At 46.4% G+C, this 22,460-nt stretch carries 16 protein-coding genes; 15 read left to right on the top strand and 1 reads right to left on the bottom strand.

Annotation, left to right across the window (positions count from 1 at the left end):
- Nucleotides 1-7 precede the first annotated feature (7 nt).
- The 8 genes from ACH59B_RS17625 to ACH59B_RS17590 all read left to right on the top strand — a co-directional run bounded on the left by ACH59B_RS17625 (nucleotide 8) and on the right by ACH59B_RS17590 (nucleotide 6,868).
- Complete coding sequence (locus ACH59B_RS17625) at nucleotides 8-1,201, top strand: MFS transporter (protein ID WP_123797479.1); 1,194 nt, start codon at nucleotides 8-10, stop codon at nucleotides 1,199-1,201.
- Nucleotides 1,202-1,229: 28 nt separating this feature from the next.
- Nucleotides 1,230-2,228, top strand: coding sequence for an AraC family transcriptional regulator (locus ACH59B_RS17620; RefSeq protein ID WP_123797478.1), 999 nt, complete (start codon nucleotides 1,230-1,232; stop codon nucleotides 2,226-2,228).
- Between the two features lie 90 nt (nucleotides 2,229-2,318).
- Nucleotides 2,319-3,353 carry a phosphotransferase gene (locus ACH59B_RS17615; RefSeq protein ID WP_263560656.1) on the top strand — a complete coding sequence of 345 codons (1,035 nt, stop codon included), beginning with the start codon at nucleotides 2,319-2,321 and terminating at the stop codon, nucleotides 3,351-3,353.
- A gap of 56 nt (nucleotides 3,354-3,409) precedes the next feature.
- Entirely contained in the window at nucleotides 3,410-4,570 is a 1,161-nt protein-coding gene (locus ACH59B_RS17610; RefSeq protein WP_263560655.1) for an immunity 26/phosphotriesterase HocA family protein, read from the top strand.
- 30 nt (nucleotides 4,571-4,600) lie between these two features.
- Entirely contained in the window at nucleotides 4,601-5,119 is a 519-nt protein-coding gene (locus ACH59B_RS17605) for a hypothetical protein (RefSeq protein ID WP_193189836.1), read from the top strand.
- Between the two features lie 35 nt (nucleotides 5,120-5,154).
- Nucleotides 5,155-5,814: a DUF2625 domain-containing protein gene (locus ACH59B_RS17600; RefSeq protein WP_263560654.1), complete on the top strand. Its 660-nt coding sequence runs from the start codon at nucleotides 5,155-5,157 to the stop codon at nucleotides 5,812-5,814.
- A 29-nt stretch (nucleotides 5,815-5,843) separates the two neighbouring features.
- Nucleotides 5,844-6,278, top strand: coding sequence for a hypothetical protein (locus ACH59B_RS17595; protein WP_404302253.1), 435 nt, complete (start codon nucleotides 5,844-5,846; stop codon nucleotides 6,276-6,278).
- A gap of 53 nt (nucleotides 6,279-6,331) precedes the next feature.
- Complete coding sequence (locus ACH59B_RS17590) at nucleotides 6,332-6,868, top strand: SMI1/KNR4 family protein (protein WP_404302251.1); 537 nt, start codon at nucleotides 6,332-6,334, stop codon at nucleotides 6,866-6,868.
- 153 nt (nucleotides 6,869-7,021) lie between these two features.
- Here ACH59B_RS17590 and ACH59B_RS17585 read toward each other — a convergent pair whose 3' ends face one another.
- Nucleotides 7,022-9,769 (bottom strand): endo-beta-N-acetylglucosaminidase, encoded by a 2,748-nt coding sequence (locus ACH59B_RS17585; RefSeq protein ID WP_404302249.1) that lies wholly within the window; start codon nucleotides 9,767-9,769, stop codon nucleotides 7,022-7,024.
- A 189-nt stretch (nucleotides 9,770-9,958) separates the two neighbouring features.
- Here ACH59B_RS17585 and ACH59B_RS17580 point away from each other — a divergent pair, with 189 nt between their 5' ends.
- From ACH59B_RS17580 to ACH59B_RS17550, 7 genes are all read left to right on the top strand, one after another.
- Complete coding sequence (locus tag ACH59B_RS17580) at nucleotides 9,959-11,803, top strand: sensor histidine kinase (RefSeq protein ID WP_404302247.1); 1,845 nt, start codon at nucleotides 9,959-9,961, stop codon at nucleotides 11,801-11,803.
- On the top strand, nucleotides 11,796-13,319 hold the full coding sequence (locus ACH59B_RS17575) for a response regulator (protein ID WP_404302245.1): 1,524 nt from the start codon (nucleotides 11,796-11,798) through the stop codon (nucleotides 13,317-13,319). Before ACH59B_RS17580 ends, ACH59B_RS17575 begins: the two co-directional genes overlap by 8 nt.
- A gap of 185 nt (nucleotides 13,320-13,504) precedes the next feature.
- The gene (locus tag ACH59B_RS17570) at nucleotides 13,505-14,983 is read left to right on the top strand and encodes an ABC transporter substrate-binding protein (protein WP_404302243.1); all 1,479 of its coding nucleotides are present in this window, start codon (nucleotides 13,505-13,507) and stop codon (nucleotides 14,981-14,983) included.
- Nucleotides 14,984-15,094: 111 nt separating this feature from the next.
- On the top strand, nucleotides 15,095-16,024 hold the full coding sequence (locus ACH59B_RS17565; protein ID WP_404302241.1) for an ABC transporter permease: 930 nt from the start codon (nucleotides 15,095-15,097) through the stop codon (nucleotides 16,022-16,024).
- Between the two features lie 23 nt (nucleotides 16,025-16,047).
- Nucleotides 16,048-16,968, top strand: a complete 921-nt coding sequence (locus tag ACH59B_RS17560; RefSeq protein ID WP_016821751.1) for a carbohydrate ABC transporter permease — start codon at nucleotides 16,048-16,050, stop codon at nucleotides 16,966-16,968.
- Between the two features lie 21 nt (nucleotides 16,969-16,989).
- Nucleotides 16,990-19,293, top strand: a complete 2,304-nt coding sequence (locus ACH59B_RS17555; protein ID WP_404302238.1) for a glycoside hydrolase family 3 N-terminal domain-containing protein — start codon at nucleotides 16,990-16,992, stop codon at nucleotides 19,291-19,293.
- A complete protein-coding gene (locus ACH59B_RS17550; RefSeq protein ID WP_404302236.1) occupies nucleotides 19,293-22,406 on the top strand; it encodes an alpha-mannosidase in 3,114 nt (1,037 codons plus the stop codon). The genes ACH59B_RS17555 and ACH59B_RS17550 overlap by 1 nt, the downstream gene beginning before the upstream one ends.
- Nucleotides 22,407-22,460: the final 54 nt, after the last annotated feature.

Here is a 22,460-nt window from a genome sequence, read left to right as displayed (position 1 = left end):
AAGCTTGATGAATATTAAAAACAAAATATGGTTTAAAACGGCGTTGCTGTCCATTTCCTTAGTCCTGACATCAGCGAGTGCTATTTCGGCTGTCATCCCGATGATGCTGAACCAATTACCGGGAGTCTCCAGTTCGCTGATTGAAAGCGTAGTTACGATCCCGTCCTTCTCGATGATGCTGTTTGTGCTGCTGAGTGGTCCGATCTCTTCTCGCCTGGGTAAAAAAAATACAGTCCTGCTAGGACTTTTGCTCGTGGTCATCGGCGGAATACTTCCTATGCTCACTACGAACATTACATGGATTCTCGCGTTGCGTTTGGTGCTAGGAGCAGGTCTGGGGATGTTCAATTCACTGGCTGTCAGTTTAATTAGTGATTTTTTTGAAGGGGACGAACGTGCTCAATTGGTAGGCTTTCAAAGCGCTGTACAAGGGCTCGGAAGTAGCCTGGCTACCTTTGTGGCAGGACAGCTTGCCCTAATCGACTGGCCGTTTGCCTTTTTATGCTATGCGATCACGATTCCGATCGCACTGTTATTCTTTTTTATCATCCCTGAACCAGAGCGCGAGGAGCCTACAGTGAGCTCCATAGGAACGGGTCACAGAGGTGGGGGAATATCTCTATCTGTACTTGGATTAGGAGCTGCACTTTTTCTGTTTATGACCTTTATTATGATTGTGTATACCAAAACAGGCATTATGATTGCTGAGAAGAGTATGCCTAATGCAGGATTTTTAGGGACCGCTTTGACGCTGTTCTCCTTGTCGACTATGATTGCAGGCTTCTTGTTTGGTAGAATATATAAATGGTTCAGAAATTACGCTCCTTTTATCTCCAGTTTATTAACAGCAACAGGTTTTGTCTTGCTCTGGTTTGCTCAGAGTGTGACGATGGTTACGGTTGCCATGCTGATCATTGGCTTTAGCTTTGCACTGTTTATTCCCTATATTTTTACCATACTAACTAAAATCGTACCTAAGGGCAGTGAGACGATATCTATTTCAATTGCAATGGTGGGCTCCAATTTGGGAGCGTTTGCTTCGCCTTATATCATCAAGTTAGTTGGGGTGTTGTTTGGGAATGAAACTGCCTCGTTTGCCTTTCTCGTTTCAGCGATTGTATTTATGATTGCTGCGCTCCTCTGTCTGGGAATCACTATTAGAGGAAAGGAAAGCAAAACACAGACGGCAGTTCACAGTTAATGGGAGTCTGAAGGAGGAGTCTGTGTTTATGAACCTGCATGAGTTGGATCAGTTGCTGAGAAGTAAAACTGAAATTGAGCTTCTGCAACAACAAAGCAATCAGGTGATTAATGATCTCTCCAAAGAATCGGAGAATGAGCGATTTTTTGATATGAATCTGAATATGTATCGAATGCCCGCTTTATTCTTTTTCGGAGAACATGATATTTATATTAGCAAGCACAACAGGTTTGCTCCGATGCTAGAGCACATGCATGAATTTATTGAATTAAACTATGTTTACTCAGGTAAATGCAACCAAATTATAGCGGGCAAAGAGATTCAGCTTTGTGAAGGTCAAGTGTGTGTTCTGGATAAGGATGTGCCGCACAGCATCTCTCCTTTGGGAGAAAACGATATACTGATTAATATCCTGCTGCAAAAAGAAACGATCTCGTCCCTCTTTCTACAGCGGCTATCCAAGAAAAAAAGTTTGATCGGCGAGTTTCTCGCCAACTCTGTCCTCCAGCATCAGCATCATAATCACTTTATTATTTTTGAGTCGCAGCATAATGAGAACCTTCAGTATATATTGCGTAGAATCTTAATCGAATATTTTTCCAGGCAAGAGGACTCTATGGAGTTGGTCAAGGCTTATTTGCCAATTGTATTTGGAGAATTGGTTCGTGTATTGGAAAGCGAGCATAATATTCATGTAAACCAACAGGAAAATCATATTACCTCTATTCTGAATTATATGGAAGAGCATTATCAGCATTTAAGCCTTCAGCAATTATCTAACCATTTTAATTACAATAGCACGTATTTAAGTAACAAGTTAAAAAAAGTAACGGGTCTTACTTACACTCAGCTCATTGCCAACATTAAGCTTAATGCCGCCTATTCTTTGGTTGTGAATACCAACCTGCCGTTTGAAATGATATTTAAGCAGGTTGGATATAACAGCATGAGTTTTTTCTATAAAAAATTTAAGACCGCGTATGGTGCCACCCCGCAAAATATCCGAAACAAACAAATGAGAAAATGAAGAATACACAAGGACGTCCAATTTGAATTGGGCGTCTATATGTTATAATATCGGCAAATTCATAAGCTAGTAATGTAAAGGGGGATATCCTTGGAAGCGGTACTAAGACGGAACTGGCCAGAGTGGAATGGAACATTGCAAAGACGAACCGGGGGCTGGAATAATACGACGTATTTTGTTAAGAGCGGTGGGCGAAGCGGGGTGCTGCGCGTCTACGATACACACAGGGATCGGGACAAAATTGAATTTGAGCATGCGGTTTTGCAGGCGCTGAGCAAGCAATCTCTATCCTTCAGGGTTCCAATGCCAATTCGAACGATTACAAGAGAGACACTTGCACAGGTTGACAAGGATAGTGGCAAATATGTGTGTCTATTCGAATACATAGAAGGTATATCACCCTTGGAGCAGGACCCTAGCTTTGCCCATTCTTTTGGCGAGGCTGCTGGTGAACTATCTGCTGTACTTGCAACACTTAATCTTGATATGACCCCAGTCTATCGGCCGTATTATGCTTTGCAGCAATCCTATCCATTATGTAGCCCGGAAGTAATCCAAGGCTTTTGTTTAAACCCGCCGGAGCCTCTCAAGAATTTACATGAAGAGCTGCGCCTGATAGGAAAAGTATATGAAGAGATTACAGATTCACTTCAAGCATTGGAAGAGTTGCCGCATCAGCTTGTACATGGAGATTTGAACGCTTCTAATTTATTAGTAAAGGATTCTGATCATAGCCAGGTGGCTGCACTGCTTGATTTTGAATTTTGCACGTTAGACGTTCGGGTGATGGAACCGGCGGTCATCTTATCAGGATTTTTGGGGCAACCGGAGGAGACAACGGCTGTTCGTGATTTTTGTCGGGGCTTCAGCCGCCAGATCCGTTTAAGCCAACCCGAGATCGACGCTTTGCCTGTGTTGATGCTGCTTAGAAAGGTAGACGTATTTCTTCATTTTGTGAGTCGCTTTCTGGAAGGAACAGATCAGCCACACGTATTGCAAGAACAGGCCAAACAGATCACAGCCGACTTGCTCCAACTGTCTACCAGCAGTAGCTGGATTCAGGAGGAGTTGGCCCAAGCGGAACAATGTATGAATAAACGAGCTACATGCCGTGTTATGTTATAATTTCTGGAATAACAGAAATGAAGTCTATTGAATTAAACTCGGAACAGGAGGAGCATATGAATAGTTGGTTAACCAACGCGTTACGACCCTATTTTGGGCTGGAGACGCTGGAAGAACATTGGGACGTGGTAGAAATTAAAGAAGGATATTTTATTTGTATGGATGGAGATGTTATTCGCAAGCGAATTTCTTCTAAAGAGGATGCTTATGGAGAAGCTGATGTAGAGATTTTTACCCGTGATCGGGCAGTTGTTCTGCCTAAAACGGCTCGTGGCAAAGAGAAAAAACTGAACTATACAAGTGTTTCGAGCATCTCAGCAGAAGGTGTGACCTTTTCAGCAGGCATTCGAAGAGATCGTCCTATTAGTTATGTTACTGCTGTGAATAGCAAAACTGGCGTGAGATTGCCCATCACTGGATGTGAGCATTTACATAGTAAAGAAGAGATCATGGATTGGCTTCAACGTTACCCGTCACTTGTGCCTAACGATTATGATCGAAAGCTGGATCGATTAAAGCATATGAAAAACCAGCGTTATAAAACCATCCCGGGAGACATCTTTCGTGTGGAAATAGACCTTTTTACAGATGGGTATGTATTGGTCGTCGGTGATTTGCGCCAAATGCAAAAGGATCAGTTGTTTGCAAAGGAGAGCATATGGAACAGTGTCATGACGATGCCTTTATTCGTACGTCCGTATTTGTGTACAAGTCGTGACCGTTCAATAACTTTGGAATCCATCACAGCCGCCCCGTTATCGGATACAACCTGGATTGTTATGGATGATTCCTTTATGCGAGGGTCCTACGAGTGGGTAGGGCATAAAGCATTGGTAGAAGAGGATATTGTGTTTCCGATGGGTTACGGCATTAGCACGGATAGCAGTAAAGAAAGAATATATAGGCTGTCCTGGGGAACGGGCACGATTTCCAAACCGGAAGGGGAGACAGTGTTCAAGTCTTCGCGGGAATTTTTAAATAACGGTGTGTATTCAGGTATTATTACGGACTGTTTTGGTCCTTGGGAAGAGCGGGAGTGGCACAAAACGCTGGATAATCCATTGTATCGAGAGGAGCGTCGAAAAGCACTGGCCGAATTCGGATTCCCGAAAGACATTTCGTACGATGAGTTCAACCGCCAAACGGGAGGCCTGACGCGTTCGGAATATCTCGCATACTTGACAAGAATCTATAGCGGAAAAAGAAAGAAGAAATGACACGGTTATACATCCTTTTAGGAGGGGCCAATGAAATATCTTAAAGATTGTCCGGAACCAGGCATGGGAACCTGGTATTTTGAAATAGACTCAGACGGCGTAGCCTATCGGCAAATTGTGATCCAAGATGACGGTACTTTTATTGCTTCTAATCGTAAGCACGAGCAATATCATTTCTTGTTAGCAGAGAAAGCGATTGATGATACAGAGCCCTATTATACGAAAATTACAAAAAAAGAGTTTGAAGAAATCTGGTCTAGCAATCTTCACACCTTTAACAAGGAATGGCATCAAGTCAAAACCGTACTGCCGGTTGGGACTAAGGTAAGCGGATATATTGAAGCCTTTTTTCCACACGGAATACTTATTCATATTTTCCAGCACAATGCAGTCGGATTGGCAGACACCCATTCATATGCGGAAAAGACCCCATCTGAGTGGATGTATCCGAGGCATGAGATCACGGCGATTGTCCAGGGCTACGACGAGCTGAATCAGTGGGTAATTTTAGAGCAAACGCAGGTTTTCGAAAATCAGTTCAAAGGTTGAAAGATAGATATCGGAATACAGGAAGGAGAATGGATATGCATACGTTAACGGTTGATGAGCTGGTGGATCAGGACAACCATGCATGGGAAGAGGTCAGAAACATTCTGCAAGAAGGGAATAATCCATTTCGCATTGTACCGGCAGAATCGGAATCTGCTAGGGGAGATTCGCTCTACCGTTTGCAAGTGAGCACAAAATCGTACTTGGGAACGGTTGCCTATGAAACAGGAGGGATCATATTTGACCACGGATGGATCACCTTACTGGGTGCAGGTGGGCCTGAAATTTACGGTAGTTTGGCTTCGTGGAACGGGCTGCAAGAGCCAGTGAGCGTCCCTGCACTTGGGGGAATGCTGATTGTGGCCTATGATGCAGCAGGTGGCTTCTTTGGATTGGATACAGGGAAGTTTGGACGTAGCGGCCACATCTACTATTTTGCACCGGATGCATTGGAGTGGGAATCCACTGAGATGGCTTATTCCGGTTTCTTGAGCTGGTTGGCTGAGGGAGATCTGGGCTTGTTCTACCAGACATTCCGTTGGAATGGTTGGCAGTCGGATATGGAGCAACTTCAGCCAGGAGAGGTATTTGCTTATTATCCGCCGCTATGGACTCAGGAAGGTGGCGGAGAGACCAGCCACAAATCACCTATAGCAATAACAGAAGCGTGGCAGGCGGTGACGGATCGGGAATAGCCGCGAGTGGGGAGGGGGGACATAGGATCATGAATCATTCCATTCAATCCAAACTGATGCAGCTGAATGAAATACTTTCTCAAAATAACATTTACCATTACTACATTTATGATTATACAAGTCGCCCCAAGCTGGTACTAGCAGGGAGCTTTGACTTTAGCTATTATCACAACATAGAGATCACTTTTTACGAGGTCTCATTTCTTTCCTGTCCGGGTGGTGTATTTTCAATTGAGTGCTTTAGACTGGCTACTGACAAGGAATTGGAAATGTTAAAAACCGTCTCTTACGGATTTCATGAGGGGCCTGTGATTTGTATGGAGGATAAAACGTTCGGCACTCGATTTTTTATTGCTGCTGAAAGCTTGGATTACGAGCTCAAGACCGTTTTTTACTATAAACGTGAGGACCTTCAACCTCATGAAAGTGTGGCTGAATGGGTTGAAAAAGATGGAGAAGGTTGAAAAAGGTAGCAACAACAACTTTTAGAGACGTCAAGGCAGGGAGGTTGGTTATTATGTGGAGTATTCATTTTGAGCAACAGTTTGTAAAATGCCCGGAAGCAACAGGTGAACAAATCGGGGATTTTTTGAGCACATGGAACATCAAGCTATCGGAGCACGAAATTCACGAAATCCAACAAAGACAAGTGAACCCTTTCCCGAAATCGTCTCCATTTTATGATCAATATAAACCGCTGGATCCTGTGGGCTGGCATCTGCCCCAAGAACAATTTCCTGATAGTTACATAGAATTGCTGAAATACTCTAATGGCGGGGAATTTCAAAATGGAGAACGTTATTTTCAATTTTTCAATACCGAGGATTTGAGAGAAATGAACCTCGCCTACGAGTTGCCAGAGTATATGCCGGGTGCCGTGTCGTTTGCGATGGATGGGTGCGGAAACCACTATATGTTTGATATGAGAGAGGAAAAAAGAAACAACGAATACCCCATTCTTTTTGCTCATTCTGGTAGCTTGGGGTATGACGAATGTGAACAGGTTGCCCATTCATTTATAGAGCTGTGTACAGAAAAATGGGCATTATATTGATATCTGCATGATTCTGCCCAATATATAGCAATAGCGAGAAGTCCATTGAATTGGAGACTTCTCGCTATTGTGCCGTATGGGTATGTCCCTATAGCTGAATTTGAGCTAGTTGTTTGAACAACGAATCGGCGGTCTCGGAATTCTTGCACCAAGCTATCTTACATATGTGGTGGCCTGATTGCCAGCGTAATCTTCAAGCACGATCTTTAGCGAGCTGGTACGAGAAGTAGGGGTAAAAGTGAGTTCACTTAATTTTGTTCTTCCCCGGACAATGTAAGGAAACTTTTTTGATACATAAGTTACACCAAATAGTTTGGGCACATCGTTTTCGTATACATATAAATAATGCCAGTCCTTCAAGGTGGGTAGAGCAAGCGTATAGGTTGATCCGGTGACTGTCACATTCTCTTTTGCATAAGGCTCTATCATCGTGTCTGCGAGCTGCCCAGTATAGGCTACAGGTTCATGATTGCCGATGGCGATAAGTAGTGTGTAGTGATCACCATTTGTGGGCAGATCGGTAAACGTAGCCGCCTCAGCGCCATTGTCCGCCGTAATGGTTTTCTGGAATACGGTGTCCGTATAGTCGGTGATTAAGGTCAATTTAACTGTTCCGTCTGCTTTAGATGGATTTTTCCACGTTACTGTGGCCTCCCCGTTTTCTTTCGTCTCCACCTTAATATGACTGACGGCAGCATTCAGATCGTAGCTTAATGGAGCCGGTTCGCTTTCCGTTCCATCAGCCCCAACTGCGGTAAGCATTAATTCACCGGATTTATGGTTTAGGGATTTAATATAATAGGTTGAGTCATAAATTCCGCCGATATAGGAGCCGTTCTCATACAGATTGTATTGTTTAACTTTGGAGTAATCCTCAAGGTCCCAGGCTACGAGCATTTCGTTCGTATCGGTCAGGGCCTTGGTGATTTTAAATCCTGTCGGCGCGGCTGGTTTCCGGGCAGAACCGTCTGTTATCTTGATTTGGCCGATATTCATCTGATAGTTTTTGATTGTTTTATTCGTATTTTCAAAAGATAAACCGAAAGCTGCAATTGTTTTTCCTTGATAGGGACTCAAGTCCAAATTGCGGCTAACCCAGCCCGTGGTTTGTTTACCAGAGTTAGGGATGCTGACTTTTACGACTTGGCCGGGGTTATCCTTGAACATAAGTCCGATGCTCAGTACTGAGCTGTCATCAGAGGAAGGCTTATTGTACGTGATGGACAAGTTTGAATTCTGATTAACCGACAGATCCGTTTTATACAGTCGTAAAAAGTTATCTGAATTCAGCTCTCCGTTCACGACGAGGGAACTGCCGCCCTGATAAGCACCGATAGGCTGATAGGTAAACCGAGTGCCTTTGGTATAATTCGGGCCATAGTCGTAGTCAACCGAGAGCGGTTTACCTTTGGTATCGAGCCACCATTGCCAGGTCACCGGGATATCCTGAATATTAATGTTGGACCATTCCTTGGGATTGGAAACAATTCCATTCACTACATACTGCAAGCCATGGCCGGTATTGAAGCTGGTGTTAAAATGGGAGCCACGGATGACAGAACGTTCGGCGATATATGCCGCGATACCGTCCCAGTTTGCACCTGAAGCTTTTACATCAGACAAATCTACACTTGGGTTTCTTTGTGCACGAACGGGATTCTGATTCGGACCGGACCACCAGACACAGTCGCGGATAAAGGTCATCCATTGATAGGCATTGTCAGCTCTACGATTGGTGTCCTGCCCGCCAAGCTCTTCATCCAGCGCATTATGTGTGAAATCGGCTCCCAACGTTGCGATACTGTTCATCGGCTGCCCGTTATCACCAATGTTCAGACGAAGGTCGTATTTTTGCTTCCATCTGCCAAAGTCACCATTCCCGCCCTCAATCCCGGCAAAAACAGTTTTAAGAGGGTTCAGACCCAATTGCTTGGCATGGTCGCGGGAGCTTTTCAGCTTCGATTTGTCCCACCAATAATTCAGAAAAATAGAATCGGACACCTGTCCATATTGCTTGTCTTTGACAAACGGGCTGTTCACGGTATTGAACTCATTTTGATAAGCAATTTTACCGGTTTCGTTTACAGTGGAGTCGTACCATTGCACATACATACCCTGATCCCGTAAGTATTTCATAAACTGTTTGTACCGGGGGATATCCTCTGTAGCTACGCCTTTTGAAGCTTCCTCCTGGTTGATGAAGTAGCCGTCATAGCCATAATATTTCGCCATTTCGATTAATTTTTTGGCTACCGGAAATTCTCCCTGAGCATCCTGTAGGAGCATTTGCTTATACGTTTGCGGTCCACGGTCATTATCCGAGAAAAAGATACAGGCGATGGAGAGAACGCCGTTTTTGTGCGCCGCATTCGTATAACCCGGATTTGGAATGTTCAGAATGCCGAACTCAAACCACTTTTCCGTCCAATCCTTTTGGGGATCGTATAGCTCTTCAGGGACATGGGCGGTAGGCATGCCATGCCAGTAACCGTAATAGTCGGTATACTGCCAGTAATTGAACAAATATTGGCTGAATTTATTGGTATAGGGATAGCTATCGAAGAAAGCGTTGCCATAATCGCCGCTGAGTGTAAACATTTGCGTGTCAGGGCTTAAAGCAGGCTGAGCCTGTGTGGCTGCAAAGGGGCTGTTTCGTTGTTGCAGTGGGACACGGGCTCGAAGCATATCTCCATAGACATCTTGGGTGGGAGTCCAGTCCAAAATATGTGAGCTGGCGTATCCATGCTGATAAGGCTGATTCGGCCCTTTGGCGCTTTCCCCTTTATACGGGAGGGTATCGCCTGCATACACGGATGGAGAGAGGGTTTGACTGAACAGGACAGAAGTCAAAACCAGAGCAGTCCATTTTAAAGCGAACTTGTGAACCTTGTTACGTTTCATAGCTCATCCCCCTAACGAGTATTTATCCCCCTAAAGATAATCAATAAAACGGTTTTTACATAGAGGATAAATTAAAGATATAGCGTTTAAATTAAAGAAAATCGCGTTTTTCATGAATGCGCTTACTTATCTCCTGCGAAGGACATGGTATACTTTATTTACGCATCACGATTCTGGAGGGCTTATACCATGAAAAGGGGTACTAGATACACTGCTTATTTTAAAAACAACATGTTCCTGAGGATACTAGTGTTGTTCTCCTGTATTGCGATTTTGTCCATCATTACAATTGCATATGTCACGTATGTTTCCATTTCGCAATCCATTGTTCGGCGGGAACTGGATACCCAGAAAGCAGCTATGGAAAGTGTTGACCGTTATATCCATCTCCGGCATGAATCCGTCCAGAACATGGTGCGAGATATGTACCGGAATGAGGTTCTCTCAATGAATGTTTCCTTTTTTATGGACCACGCGTATTCCGAATATGTACAGCACCGCATGGACGAAATGTACATGGAGAGTCATGATTACTCAACAGATGTACTCACCTATTTTAAAAATTGGTTGGATGAAAATAGCGATATCAGCAATTTGATTTTGTACAGTGCCGACCAGCAATATCTGTCTACTTTCAATGAGAACAAGCAATTCAAGCAATTCCCGGTGCATGCGGCGCGTTCCTTTGTACCGGATGTGATGGCTGCAGAAAGCAAAAGCGTCTCTACTCCGAATTACTGGATTCGGAAGGCGGTCGATCAGTGGAGCCCCTCGTTATATTCGTTACAAGTCCCCATTAACAATAAGCAAACACTCAAAAATACCGGTCAGCTTCTAGTATTTCTAAATTCCAAAAGTATCTCCAATGCACTTGCCAGCTACGGGAACAACCTGAAGGGAGAAATTATCGTTCTGTCCAGCAATGGAACCGTTCTGTTCGATTCAAGGAATAACTATTACGGAAAAACGTACCCTTATGTCGAAGTGACCCGATCATTATATGACGATGTGGATTCCGGTGCCGGGATCATTCAGACGAAGAAAAATATGTATATTAACAAGCTGATTTCTCCGGACGAAGGATATGTCGTGATTGGGGCAGCCCCCCATGAGGAAATGGCTCAATCGTACCGGGGCATTCGTAATACGATTTTGACCATCAGTGTCATCTGTATTCTGTTTGCTGTGCTGTTCCCTGCATTCTTCGTCATTAACTTTGCTAAACGAACGAATCGGATTATTAAATTCACTCGTCAGGTAAAAAATGGTGACCTCACAGCTCGCATCCAGGACCTTCGAGAGGATGAGCTGGGACAAATCTCTCGAAGCTTCAACGATATGCTGGACGAACTTAATCTATATATTGAACGGGTGTATAAAGCAGAGATCAAACAAAAGCAAACGGAGCTTGTGGCGTTGCAGGCACGTATTCATCCACATTTTTTGTATAACACGCTTGAAGTCATACGTATGAGGGCCATTTCCCAGGGAGCCAAGGATGTAGGAGAAATGATCTATAGCTTATCGGTGTTGTTCAAAAGCCTGGTTCAGCAGAAAAAAATATACACGCTTAAAGATGAATTGGAGGCTTGCAGATTATATCTTGAGTTGTTCAGAATACGCTACAAGGAAAGGTTCAATTACACGATTACGGTCGACCCCGAGTTGTATACCCGCTCTGTCATGAAGCTGATGCTTCAACCCATCATTGAGAATTATATTGTTCATGGTATCCAAAGCGACCGGAATGATAATGTGCTGACCATTGATGTGCGGGAAACGGGGGAAGTTCTGCTGGTTGAGATCCGTGACAATGGGAAGGGCATTAAAGAGGAGCGTTTGAAAGAGATTTTGGAGGAACTGGAACGCCAGGAGGAAAACGGACAAATGTTTGGACTACGCAGTGTGCACACCCGACTTCGGTTTCTACACGGAGCCGATTACGGGATTGAACTGGAAAGCCGCAGCGGTGAGGGAACGACGATTCGGGTACGTTGCCCCAACAGTGAAGGGATGGATGCCATATATGTATAAAGTATTTATTGTAGACGATGAGCCTTTTATCATTGAGGGATTATACGATATTGTGAATTGGACCTCTTTTGGGCTAGAAATTGTCGGACATGCGGAAAATGGATCTTTGGCGCTGGAAGCGCTGGCCTCCAGACCCGTGGACGTACTCATTACGGACATTTCCATGCCAACGATGAATGGTCTCAGGCTGATTCATGAGGCGAGAAAGCTGCATGCTGACTTGAAGGTGATTATTTTGAGCGGATTTAATGAATTTGATTACTTGAAGGAAGGCATGAAGCTGGGCATCGAAAATTATCTTCTGAAGCCGATTAATGTGGAGGAACTGGAATCCACTTTATGCAATACAACGGAGAAGCTGGACAGGTTCTGGATGGATCAACGATATGAGACGTTCGGGGTGCAGGTGCTTAAGGAAAATACGTTGTACCGTTGGCTGACAGGGCAGATTGCGCCTACCGAATTTCAGGAACGTGCTGAATTGATAGGTTTTTCGTTAAATATCCCCTTCATGGCGGTAGCCGTGTTACGGACGGAGGGGGATTCGGTAGGAATGCATCAACAGTTAAGGCAGTACATTCAGCATCAGCCCAACTTAACATTGTTTCTCGATGTTGATGCGGATAGTGTGCTCATTGCCGCACTGCCGAATTATGATGAGGGCAGACAGGACTTGATTATGCAGTTGGAGGATTTTTCTGTTCAGTGGTCAACGGACGGGGAAGAAACAGTTTATATCGGGATAGGCAGCGCCGGTTCGCTTGTTGCTACTCCACGCAGCTATAATGAAGCTAAAAAATCACTGGAATATTTTATGCTATATGATGACCGCCGGATCATTGACTATACGTTGCTGAAGGAGGGCGGGGGAAATGCTGGCGAGACTTGTTCCATCGAATGGAAGGATTATGCGAAGCTGATTATAGCAAGAGACCTAGATGCGCTTACCGCACGGATTCAGAGTGATTTTGAGCAAATCCAGCATCTTGAAAGGGTTACCCCGGATGAATTGCGGAATATGGCGCTGGAACTGGTGATCCGGTTCAAGATGGAACTGGAGAGCATCAAGCATTCCAATGAGTCGGACCGGTTTCAGCAGGGGCTCCACCAGATAAAATGCTGTACGACATGGGCAGAGCTGGTGAGCGCGCTTCAGCATGTGGCGACAGAGACGGTGAATTCACTACTGCAAGATATGAAGAACCCTATTGTAAGCCAGGTGCTGTCCTATATCCATGTTCATTATGCCAAGGAGTTATCATTAAAAATATTAGGATACCAGTACCACCTTCATCCCGTTTATCTCGGTCAGTTGTTTCATAAGGAAACGGGCGAAACCTTTGCTGAATATATCAATCAATACCGGATTAAAAAAGCCAAGGAGCAGCTTAAAAGCACAAATCTCAAGGTAAACGAAATTGCGCGGAACGTAGGGTATTGGGAGACGGGATATTTTTATAAGCAGTTCAGAAAATATGTGGGCATTTCCCCGACAGACTATAAAGGATTGGGATAAATACCAGGTGTACATGGATTTCTTTAATTTGTACCTTGGTTTATTAAGTTTATCTTCTTTATGAAAGTGCTTACATTAGTTAAGGTTAACGTAGTTGCTTCATCAATGAGGATTTCGCAAAAATCCTGAAACAGAAATGAATGAAACGACAGGGTCAGATTCCATTTCATAAGGGAGGATCATACATGGGTAAAAGCAAAAGAAGCTACTCGTTTGTTCTAGTGATGTGTATGGTTTTGACGCTCATTCTCAGTGCATGTGGAGGAAGCAGCGGTGGCGGGGAAACGACGAATGAGGGAGCGGAAAAGCCGGTAGAGCTGATCTGGTATACCATTGGTACACCTCAAAAAGATGTAGATCGGGTGATGGAAGAGGTTAGCAAGTACACCCAAAAGAAAATCAACGCCACGATCAAAATGAAAATGGTCGATTGGGGCGACTACCCGCAAAAAATGCAGGTGAATGTGGCTTCGGGAGAGCCCATGGATATTGTATTTACGGCTTCCGGTGGCTTTGATTATGTGCAAAATGCCAGAAAGGGCGCATTCATGGAGCTGGACGACTTGCTTGACAAGTACGGTCAGGATCTTAAAAAGACGATTGATCCTGCGTTTCTGGAAGGCTCCAAGGTGGATGGTCATCATTATGGCATTCCTGCCAACAAGGAGCTTCCACAGCAAGAGGTATGGCGGTTCAATAAAAAATTGCTAACCCAATACAAGCTGGACCTTTCCAATGTCCGCTCGCTGGATAGCCTGGAGCCACTGCTCAAAACGATTAAAGAAAACGAGCCCGGCGTAACGGCATTCGGTATGGACAAAAACTATGTTCCCTATGTTCCATACGACTATATCATTCAAAACCTGCCGATGGCTGTCAAACTGGATACTACGGACTATAAAATCGTAAACATCTTGGAAACACCTGAAATGAAGCAGGCGCTGACGACGATGCATAAGTATTACAAGGCCGGATATGTATCACCGGAAGCTGCAACTACAGGCTCGACTAATGATTTAACTACGTCCGGAAACTGGTTTCTGGATCGTGCGCAAACTCAACCACTAGCCGATAATCTATGGTCTGCCAGCTACGGCTATCCGGTGATATCGACCCCTGCCAGTGATCCAATTGTGACCAATACGTCTGTACAGGGCTCTATTATGGCGATCTCTGCTAACTCGGCAAACCCTGAAAAGGCGATGCAGTTCCTGAACCTGCTGAATACAGATCCAGTATTACGTAATATGGTTGACTCTGGTATTGAAGGAGTGCATTACAAAAAAACAAATGGCCAATATATCGAAAATCTGGCTGATTCCAAAAACTATGATATGCCTTCGTATTCACTCGGTAACAATATGCTGCTGTATCTGAATCCGAATGATCCTGCTGACAAATGGGAGCAATTCAAGAAGTTCAACTCGGAAGGAAAAAACTCTCCCATCCTGAGCTTCAACTTTGACAGCAGTAAAGTATCCACGGAGATGGCAGCGGTGCAGAACGTCAAAGAGCAATTTTGGGCTTCGCTGATGACAGGCACGCTGGAACCGGAAACGAATCTCCCTAAAGTAATTGAGAAATTCAAGCAGGCTGGGCTGGATAAGGTGATGGCGGAAGCGCAATCCCAGCTTGATGCCTGGAAGGCACAAAACAGCAAATAATCCTTTAGGTTGTGAAATATAAGCGAGATCGGGCGGGTGTAAGTTACGCCCGGTCTTTTTCCAATAGCTATTTTAGCTGATTTTCTCATTACAGATTGGGAGGGGATACCTATGGCCGCATTTTTCAGAAATGTGATTCGAAACAAAGTTATGCTGTTCATGGTGCTGCCTGGCGCTATCTGGTTCTTTTTCTTTTCATATCTGCCGTTGGTTGGTACTGTGGCTGCCTTCAAGCAATATCGTTTTAACAGGGAAGGATTCTGGGCCAGTATTTATACGAGCAAATGGGTGGGCTGGGATAACTTCAAGTTTCTGTTCAATAACAATGATGCCTATGTCATCACGCGAAATACCCTTTTGTATAACCTGGTCTTTATTATTCTTGGACTTGTGTTTTCAGTCGCTATGGCTATTCTGCTCTCCGAGCTGATTAATAAACGGTTGGCGAAGCTGTACCAGACAGGCATGTTTCTCCCATATTTTCTATCGTGGGTCATCGTGGGCTACTTTGCCTTCAGCTTTCTGAGCATGGATCGGGGGATGCTGAATCAAATTATCGCAGGGTTTGGCATCGAGCCCATTCAGTGGTATTCGGAGGCCGCCTATTGGCCTTATATCTTGATTCTAGTCAGTCTATGGAAGGCGATCGGTTATAACAGTGTCGTATATCTGGCTTCAATTTTGGGGATCGACAAATCATTGTATGAAGCAGCCATGATAGATGGAGCCAGCAAGTGGCAGCAAATTCGTAATGTGACGCTCCCTTTGCTCTCGCCGATCATTATTATTATGACGCTGCTTGCGGTCGGACGGATTTTTTATGCGGATTTTGGTTTGTTCTATCAGGTTCCGAGGGATTCGGGCACCTTATATTCAGTAACGAACGTCATCGACACTTATGTATATCGCGGTTTGAAAACGACAGGCGAAATCGGGATGAGCACGGCGGCAGGTTTGTATCAGTCGGTGGTTGGCTTCGTTCTCGTCATCCTATCCAATTATGTTGTGCGAAAAATAGATAAAGACAGCGCTTTGTTCTAAAAAAGAGGAGAGGGGTGTGGACTATGGCTTCTGGAAAAAAAAGAAAAAAACGAGATTTCCATCATATTTCACGGGGCTGGAATGTTGTTCTGAATGGGATAGCAGGGATGTTCGCGTTCCTATGTGTGTTTCCGTTTTTGTTTGTCGTCATTATTTCCCTAACCGATGAGAAAACGCTGGCGCGGGACGGATATCGTTTGCTCCCGGCTCAATGGAGTCTGGAAGCCTACCGCTTCATATTTCGTACCAGTGATACGCTACTGCGCTCCTATGGGGTGACGATTGCCGTAACGGTCATCGGTACGGTGATCAGTCTCATTCTGATTTCGTTATATGCGTACGCCATTTCACGAAAGAGCTTCCGTTACCGGAGATTCTTTTCCATTTTTGCGATTTTAACCATGCTCTTTAATGGCGGAATGATCCCGACCTATATGGTCGTTTCCCAATTGCTCGGGCTTAAGGATACGATTTGGGCTTTGATTTTGCCGCTTGCCATGAATGCCTTTTATATTATGATCCTGCGCACATTTTATAGCACCAGTGTGCCTGATGCCATTGTCGAATCAGCCAAAATAGATGGGGCAGGCGAGTTTTACACCTTTTTAAAAATCGTGCTTCCACTCTCTCTGCCTGGACTTGCCACCATTGGCTTATTCAGCACGCTTGGTTACTGGAATGACTGGTTTAATGCCCTGTTGTATATTGACAATCCCAATCTGGTGCCGCTTCAGTCTATGTTGATGCGGATTGAATCCAGCATTCAGTTCATCCAGCAAAATTCGCAAAACAGCTCTATGAGTCTGGCTGCACTTCAATCCATTCCGCAAGATACCTCGCGGATGGCGATGGTGGTGCTGGCGACGCTGCCTATTATATTCGCTTATCCTTTTTTCCAGCGTTACTTTGTGCAGGGACTTACGGTTGGGGCTGTGAAGGAATAACAGGGAAGGAGAGACATGAACATGTTGATTTATAAAGACAAAAGCAAACCGATCGAAGAACGGGTTAAGCACTTAATCGGTTTGATGACGTTAGAAGAAAAGGTGGGGCAGCTTGTGCAGCCCTTTGGCTGGCAAGTGTATGAGCACATAGACGGGGAATTGTCCCTACATCATGATTTCAAGCAGCAGGTACAAAATGGAGGAGTCGGCTCCTTATACGGGGTACTTCGCGCTGATCCGTGGACCGGAGTGACCTTGGAGAATGGCTTATCTGCCAAACAAGGGGCGGAGGCTGTGAATATGATCCAACGCTATGCGATAGAGCATTCCCGGCTGGGTATCCCGATACTGATCGGTGAGGAATGCTCTCATGGGCATATGGCGATTGACGGCACTGTGTTTCCGGTTCCGCTGTCCATCGGCAGCACATGGAATGTCGATCTGTACCGCGATATGTGCCGTGCGGTTGCGAGTGAAACCCGCGCTCAGGGCGGGGCGGTCACGTATTCGCCCGTGCTTGATGTTGTGCGTGATCCACGCTGGGGGCGCACGGAGGAATGCTTTGGCGAAGACCCTTATCTCATCGGCGAATTTGCTGTTGCCGCAGTGGAGGGACTTCAGGGGGAAAGCTTACTCAGCGAACATAGCGTAGCTGCCACACTAAAGCATTTTGCAGGCTATGGCAGCTCGGAAGGCGGACGTAATGCCGGACCTGTGCATATGGGCTGGCGCGAGCTTTTGGAGGTCGATCTGTATCCATTCCAAAAAGCGGTGGAAGCAGGGGCCCAATCTGTTATGCCAGCCTATAACGAAATCGACGGGGTTCCGTGTACAGTGAATACTGAGCTATTGGACGATACTCTTCGTCAGGCGTGGGGATTTGACGGTCTGATCATCACAGATTGTGGCGCGATTGAAATGTTAGCGAGCGGACATGATGTGGCCGAAAATGGATTGGATGCCGCTGTGCAGGCAATTCGCGCAGGAATTGATATGGAAATGTCCGGGGAAATGTTCGGCAGTCATCTGGTCGAGGCGGTTCATGCTGGCAAGCTGAAGACGAGCGTGCTGGATCGGGCGGTTCGCAGGGTGCTCACGTTAAAATTCAGGCTCGGTCTGTTTGACAAACCGTATGTGAATGCAGAACGAGCGGAGCAGGTAATTGGTCAGGTGGAGCATATTCGCTTAGCTCGTCAGCTTGCGACCGAAGGGATTGTGCTGCTTAAAAACGTCAATAGCACGCTCCCCCTGCCGAAAACCTCCAAGCGTATTGCAGTCATTGGCCCAAATGCAGATCAGATCTACAACCAACTGGGCGATTATACATCACCGCAGCAGAGATCCCGTGTGGTAACTGTACTTGATGGTATCCGTGGCAAGCTGGGCAAGGATCATTCAGGCGTTCTGTATGCACCTGGCTGCCGGATCAAGGGAGAGTCCCGGGAAGGCTTTGATAACGCACTGGCATGTGCGGCTGAGGCCGATACCGTGGTGATGGTGGTTGGAGGGTCCAGTGCCCGCGATTTCGGGGAAGGGACGATTGACCTGAAAACCGGCGCCTCGAAGGTATCGGATCACGATTGGAACGACATGGAATGCGGCGAAGGCATTGACCGGATGACGTTGGGGCTTGCAGGCGTACAGCTTCAACTCATGCAGGAAGTCTACAGGCTGGGGAAGGAGCTTGTCGTCGTTTATATGAACGGGCGACCGATTGCTGAGCCATGGGTGGAGGAGCACGCACATGCCATTGTGGAAGCATGGTATCCCGGTCAGGAGGGAGGGCATGCAATCGCGGATATTTTATTTGGGGATGTGAACCCTTCGGGACGTTTGACTCTCTCCATCCCTAAACATGTGGGGCAGTTGCCGGTATATTACAACGGCAAGCGTTCCCGGGGCAAGCGGTATCTGGAAGACGATGCCGCGCCGCGCTATCCGTTTGGCTATGGTCTTAGCTACACGACGTTTAGCTATGAAAGGCTTACATTAAGCGCCAATTCGATCCGAGCGGGCGAATCCGTTACGGTTACAGTCGATGTAACCAACACGGGCGACCGGGAAGGGGCTGAAGTAGTTCAGTTATATATCTCGGACACGGTGAGTTCGGTGACCCGTCCAATCAGGGAACTTAAGGGCTTTTGCAAGCTTGTATTACAGCCGGGAGAAACACGGACGGTGGTGTTTGTAGTAGGCTCCGACAAGCTGCAATATATAGGGCATGATCTACAGCCAATCGTTGAGACTGGGCGATTTTCTATTCAAGTAGGCAGGCACTCCAAAGATACCCTGTGTGCCGAGCTGATCGTACGGGAGGATGAATAATGGAGCGTATCAAACGCCTGATTCGGGAATTGTCGGAATGCCAATGGCTGGAGAAGCTGGATTTGCGGAGCTGGAACATTACACGCTCCACTTACCTGGCACCAGGTCAATACGAAGGCGCCGAGCCTTTAACGGAAGGACTGGACCTCAAGCGATTCCCCAGCAGTCAGGGGACGACTTATTTTTTTCGAATGCGGCTGAATGTACCAACAGCGTGGTTGAGAGAGCCTTTTGGATTGGTGTTTGAGTCCGGGGGAGAAGGTTTGCTGCGAGTCAATGGTGCTTCCTATCACGGGCTTGATCGCAATCATACCTATGTCACGCTAAATCCAGAGCTCATCGGGTCTTCCCCTGAGCTGGAGATTGAGCTGTTTGATCCGGTACCTGAGCCCGTAGATCCGCTCAATCGGCAGGCTGTCATTCAACCTCCGATTTCTTCTATTACAAGCTATCTTGTACGGCCCAATAAGCCTGTGCAAAGCCTGATGTATACCGTTACCGTTGTTAGCGAAGCCGCTCTATTACTGCCTGAGGGCGATATCCGCAAAATACGCCTGCTGAAGGCTCTGTATGGGGTGATGGATCGTTTTGCGAATCTGGAGGAAGACGCCATTCGAGCAGGGGGGGCGATATCAGCCACAGAAAATGAGCTCATTCAGCAGGTTCAGGAGATCGGCGGAAATGCGCAAGCTTTGGAGCACATGGTAGGACAGTCGCACATCGACATTGCTTGGCTGTGGCCGATGCGCGAGACCGTACGGAAAACAAGCCGAACCTTCTCAACGGTGGATGCGCTGATGGATGAATACCCGGCCTATCAATATGCACAGAGCCAGCCGCTGCTGTTCTCTTTTGTAAAGGAAAATGATCCAGAGCTGTATGAACGAGTCAAAGCGAGAGTCGCTGAAGGACGGTGGGAGCTGGTCGGGGGTATGTGGGTAGAGCCTGATTTGAACCTGCCCAGTGGCGAATCACTCATCCGCCAAATGCTGTATGGTCAGCGTTTTTACCAACAGGAATTTGGCCAAACCTCTCATATCGAGTGGCTGCCGGATACGTTCGGCTACTGTGCGTCCCTGCCGCAGATTTTAAAGCATGGGAAGATAGACTATTTTATGACGACCAAGCTCGGCTGGAATGATACGAATGTGTTTCCTTACGATTTGTTCCACTGGGTGGGCATCGATGGGACTTCGATGTTGTCCTACCTCAATCATGGCGTGAATGAAAATACACGGCCACAGGACATTCATGACCATTGGCAGTCTTATCGTGAAAAATCAGCGCATCCTGAGCACATGTTGCTCTATGGACATGGAGACGGCGGGGGCGGAGTTACGCGTGAAATGCTGGAATATATAGAGCGTTCTTCGCTAATGGTGGGATTGCCTACGAGTCAGTTCAGCACGGGGGGACAGTTTTTCGCAGGCATAGATCAGGCACATCCGAAGCTTCCCAAATGGCATGGTGATTTGTACCTTGAGTTGCACCGAGGAACCTACACGACCCACGCCCGCAACAAACGCAATAACCGGAAAGCGGAGGGAGTCTACCGCGAGGCAGAACTGTGGAGCACGCTGGCATTACCACAGCTGGAGCCGGAGCAGGTGGAGGATATCTGTTCGGCATTGCATGAGGGCTGGAAGCTGATTTTGTTGAATCAGTTCCACGATATTATCCCTGGCTCGGCGATTACCGAGGTGTACGGCACTTCGGATAAGGAGTATCAGCAAATTTTCGAATGGGGACATGTCGGGCTTCAACAGGGGATTACGACGCTGGCGGCTCAAGTGAACACGGAAGGATCGAGGGCAGGAACACCGTATCTGGTGTTTAACAGCCTGGGCTGGATCCGTAATGCTGTGATTCATATTGCTACGGAATCGGCACAGGGATGGTATGCCTACCACTACGCTAATGATGAAGCCGAGCGGCTGGACACCGATGTGGAGGAAGGCGGCATTTCAGTGCGTATTCCGGATATTCCTGCACTAGGCTACAAAACGATTTGGTTGGAGCGAGAACAGGCTCAAGCAGGTGAGGAGCCCGAGATCGCTGTGATATCTGGATCGCTGGGGGATATGTGGGAGACGGCCTTTTATAAGGTGCAATTTAACGAGCGGGGCGAAATGATTCGTTTGCTGGATAAAGCGGCAAATCGTGAAATTTTGAAGCAAGGGGAACGGGCAAACCGTTTTTATTTTTTCCATGACCGTCCGACGCTGTGGGATGCCTGGGATTTGGATGACCGCTATGAGGAACAGGTAGCAGGAGAAGCCGAGTTGCTGGAAAAACAAGTAGTGCTTCAGGGAAAAACGAAGGATGTGCTGCGCTTCCGATGGCGAATCCATCAATCTGAAATGACACAGGATGTAATCTTTTATCATCATGAGCGGCGAATTGATTTCAAAACGCATGTGAGCTGGAATGAAGCGCACAAGCTGCTAAAGGTAGGCTTTCCTATAGATGTGGTTACGGACAAGGCGACTTATGAAATTCCGTTCGGTGCCTTGGAACGGCCGACCCATCGGAATACGAGTTGGGAGCAGGCGCAGTATGAAGTATGTGGACACCGATTTGCGGATGTTTCCGAGCACGGGTATGGCGTGAGTCTGCTCAATGATTGCAAATATGGCTACGACATTCAAGACAGTACCATCCGTCTGTCTCTGCTACGAGCACCCAAATGGCCGGATAAAGATGCCGATCTGGGCGAGCACGATTTTACGTATTCGCTTTATCCGCATGTTGGAGATTGGCGCAGCGCCCATACTTTGCGTCATGCGGCTGAGCTGAATCAAGATATGCCTGTTGTACAGCAGCAAAAGCACAATAGCGGAGTGCTGCCGAGCAGTGGATCGTTCATTAACTTTGATAGCCGTCACGTTGTGCTGGATACGATCAAGCCGGCCGAAGATGGGCTGGGGTCGATTCTTCGTTTGTATGAATCCTCTGGGGGACGGGAAACGATCAGGCTGACCTGGCCTTATACGTTCAACGCAGCCTACATGTCGAATGCGCTGGAGGAACAAGTGCATCCTCTTGAGCTGGAAGGTGGATGTCTTACGCTGTCTTTTACACCTTATGAAATTAAAACGATACGTTTGCAATAGATATGCTGGATTGGAATGACTATAAGCGCACGGGTGTTTCCCGACAGATAAAGG

The sequence above is a fragment of the Paenibacillus sp. DP01 genome, assembly GCF_044784315.1.
Taxonomy (GTDB): domain Bacteria; phylum Bacillota; class Bacilli; order Paenibacillales; family Paenibacillaceae; genus Paenibacillus; species Paenibacillus polymyxa.
This window is presented reverse-complemented; position numbering and strand designations above follow the sequence as displayed.

Coding starts and splice junctions, on each gene's coding strand:
- ACH59B_RS17565 (WP_404302241.1), top strand. CDS start 15,095: ATGGCCGCATTTTTCAGAAATGTGATTCGAAACAAAGTTATGCTGTTC.
- ACH59B_RS17600 (WP_263560654.1), top strand. CDS start 5,155: ATGCATACGTTAACGGTTGATGAGCTGGTGGATCAGGACAACCATGCA.
- ACH59B_RS17575 (WP_404302245.1), top strand. CDS start 11,796: ATGTATAAAGTATTTATTGTAGACGATGAGCCTTTTATCATTGAGGGA.
- ACH59B_RS17590 (WP_404302251.1), top strand. CDS start 6,332: ATGTGGAGTATTCATTTTGAGCAACAGTTTGTAAAATGCCCGGAAGCA.
- ACH59B_RS17555 (WP_404302238.1), top strand. CDS start 16,990: ATGTTGATTTATAAAGACAAAAGCAAACCGATCGAAGAACGGGTTAAG.
- ACH59B_RS17570 (WP_404302243.1), top strand. CDS start 13,505: ATGGGTAAAAGCAAAAGAAGCTACTCGTTTGTTCTAGTGATGTGTATG.
- ACH59B_RS17620 (WP_123797478.1), top strand. CDS start 1,230: ATGAACCTGCATGAGTTGGATCAGTTGCTGAGAAGTAAAACTGAAATT.
- ACH59B_RS17585 (WP_404302249.1), bottom strand. CDS start 9,769: ATGAAACGTAACAAGGTTCACAAGTTCGCTTTAAAATGGACTGCTCTG.
- ACH59B_RS17605 (WP_193189836.1), top strand. CDS start 4,601: ATGAAATATCTTAAAGATTGTCCGGAACCAGGCATGGGAACCTGGTAT.
- ACH59B_RS17625 (WP_123797479.1), top strand. CDS start 8: ATGAATATTAAAAACAAAATATGGTTTAAAACGGCGTTGCTGTCCATT.
- ACH59B_RS17595 (WP_404302253.1), top strand. CDS start 5,844: ATGAATCATTCCATTCAATCCAAACTGATGCAGCTGAATGAAATACTT.
- ACH59B_RS17560 (WP_016821751.1), top strand. CDS start 16,048: ATGGCTTCTGGAAAAAAAAGAAAAAAACGAGATTTCCATCATATTTCA.
- ACH59B_RS17610 (WP_263560655.1), top strand. CDS start 3,410: ATGAATAGTTGGTTAACCAACGCGTTACGACCCTATTTTGGGCTGGAG.
- ACH59B_RS17550 (WP_404302236.1), top strand. CDS start 19,293: ATGGAGCGTATCAAACGCCTGATTCGGGAATTGTCGGAATGCCAATGG.
- ACH59B_RS17580 (WP_404302247.1), top strand. CDS start 9,959: ATGAAAAGGGGTACTAGATACACTGCTTATTTTAAAAACAACATGTTC.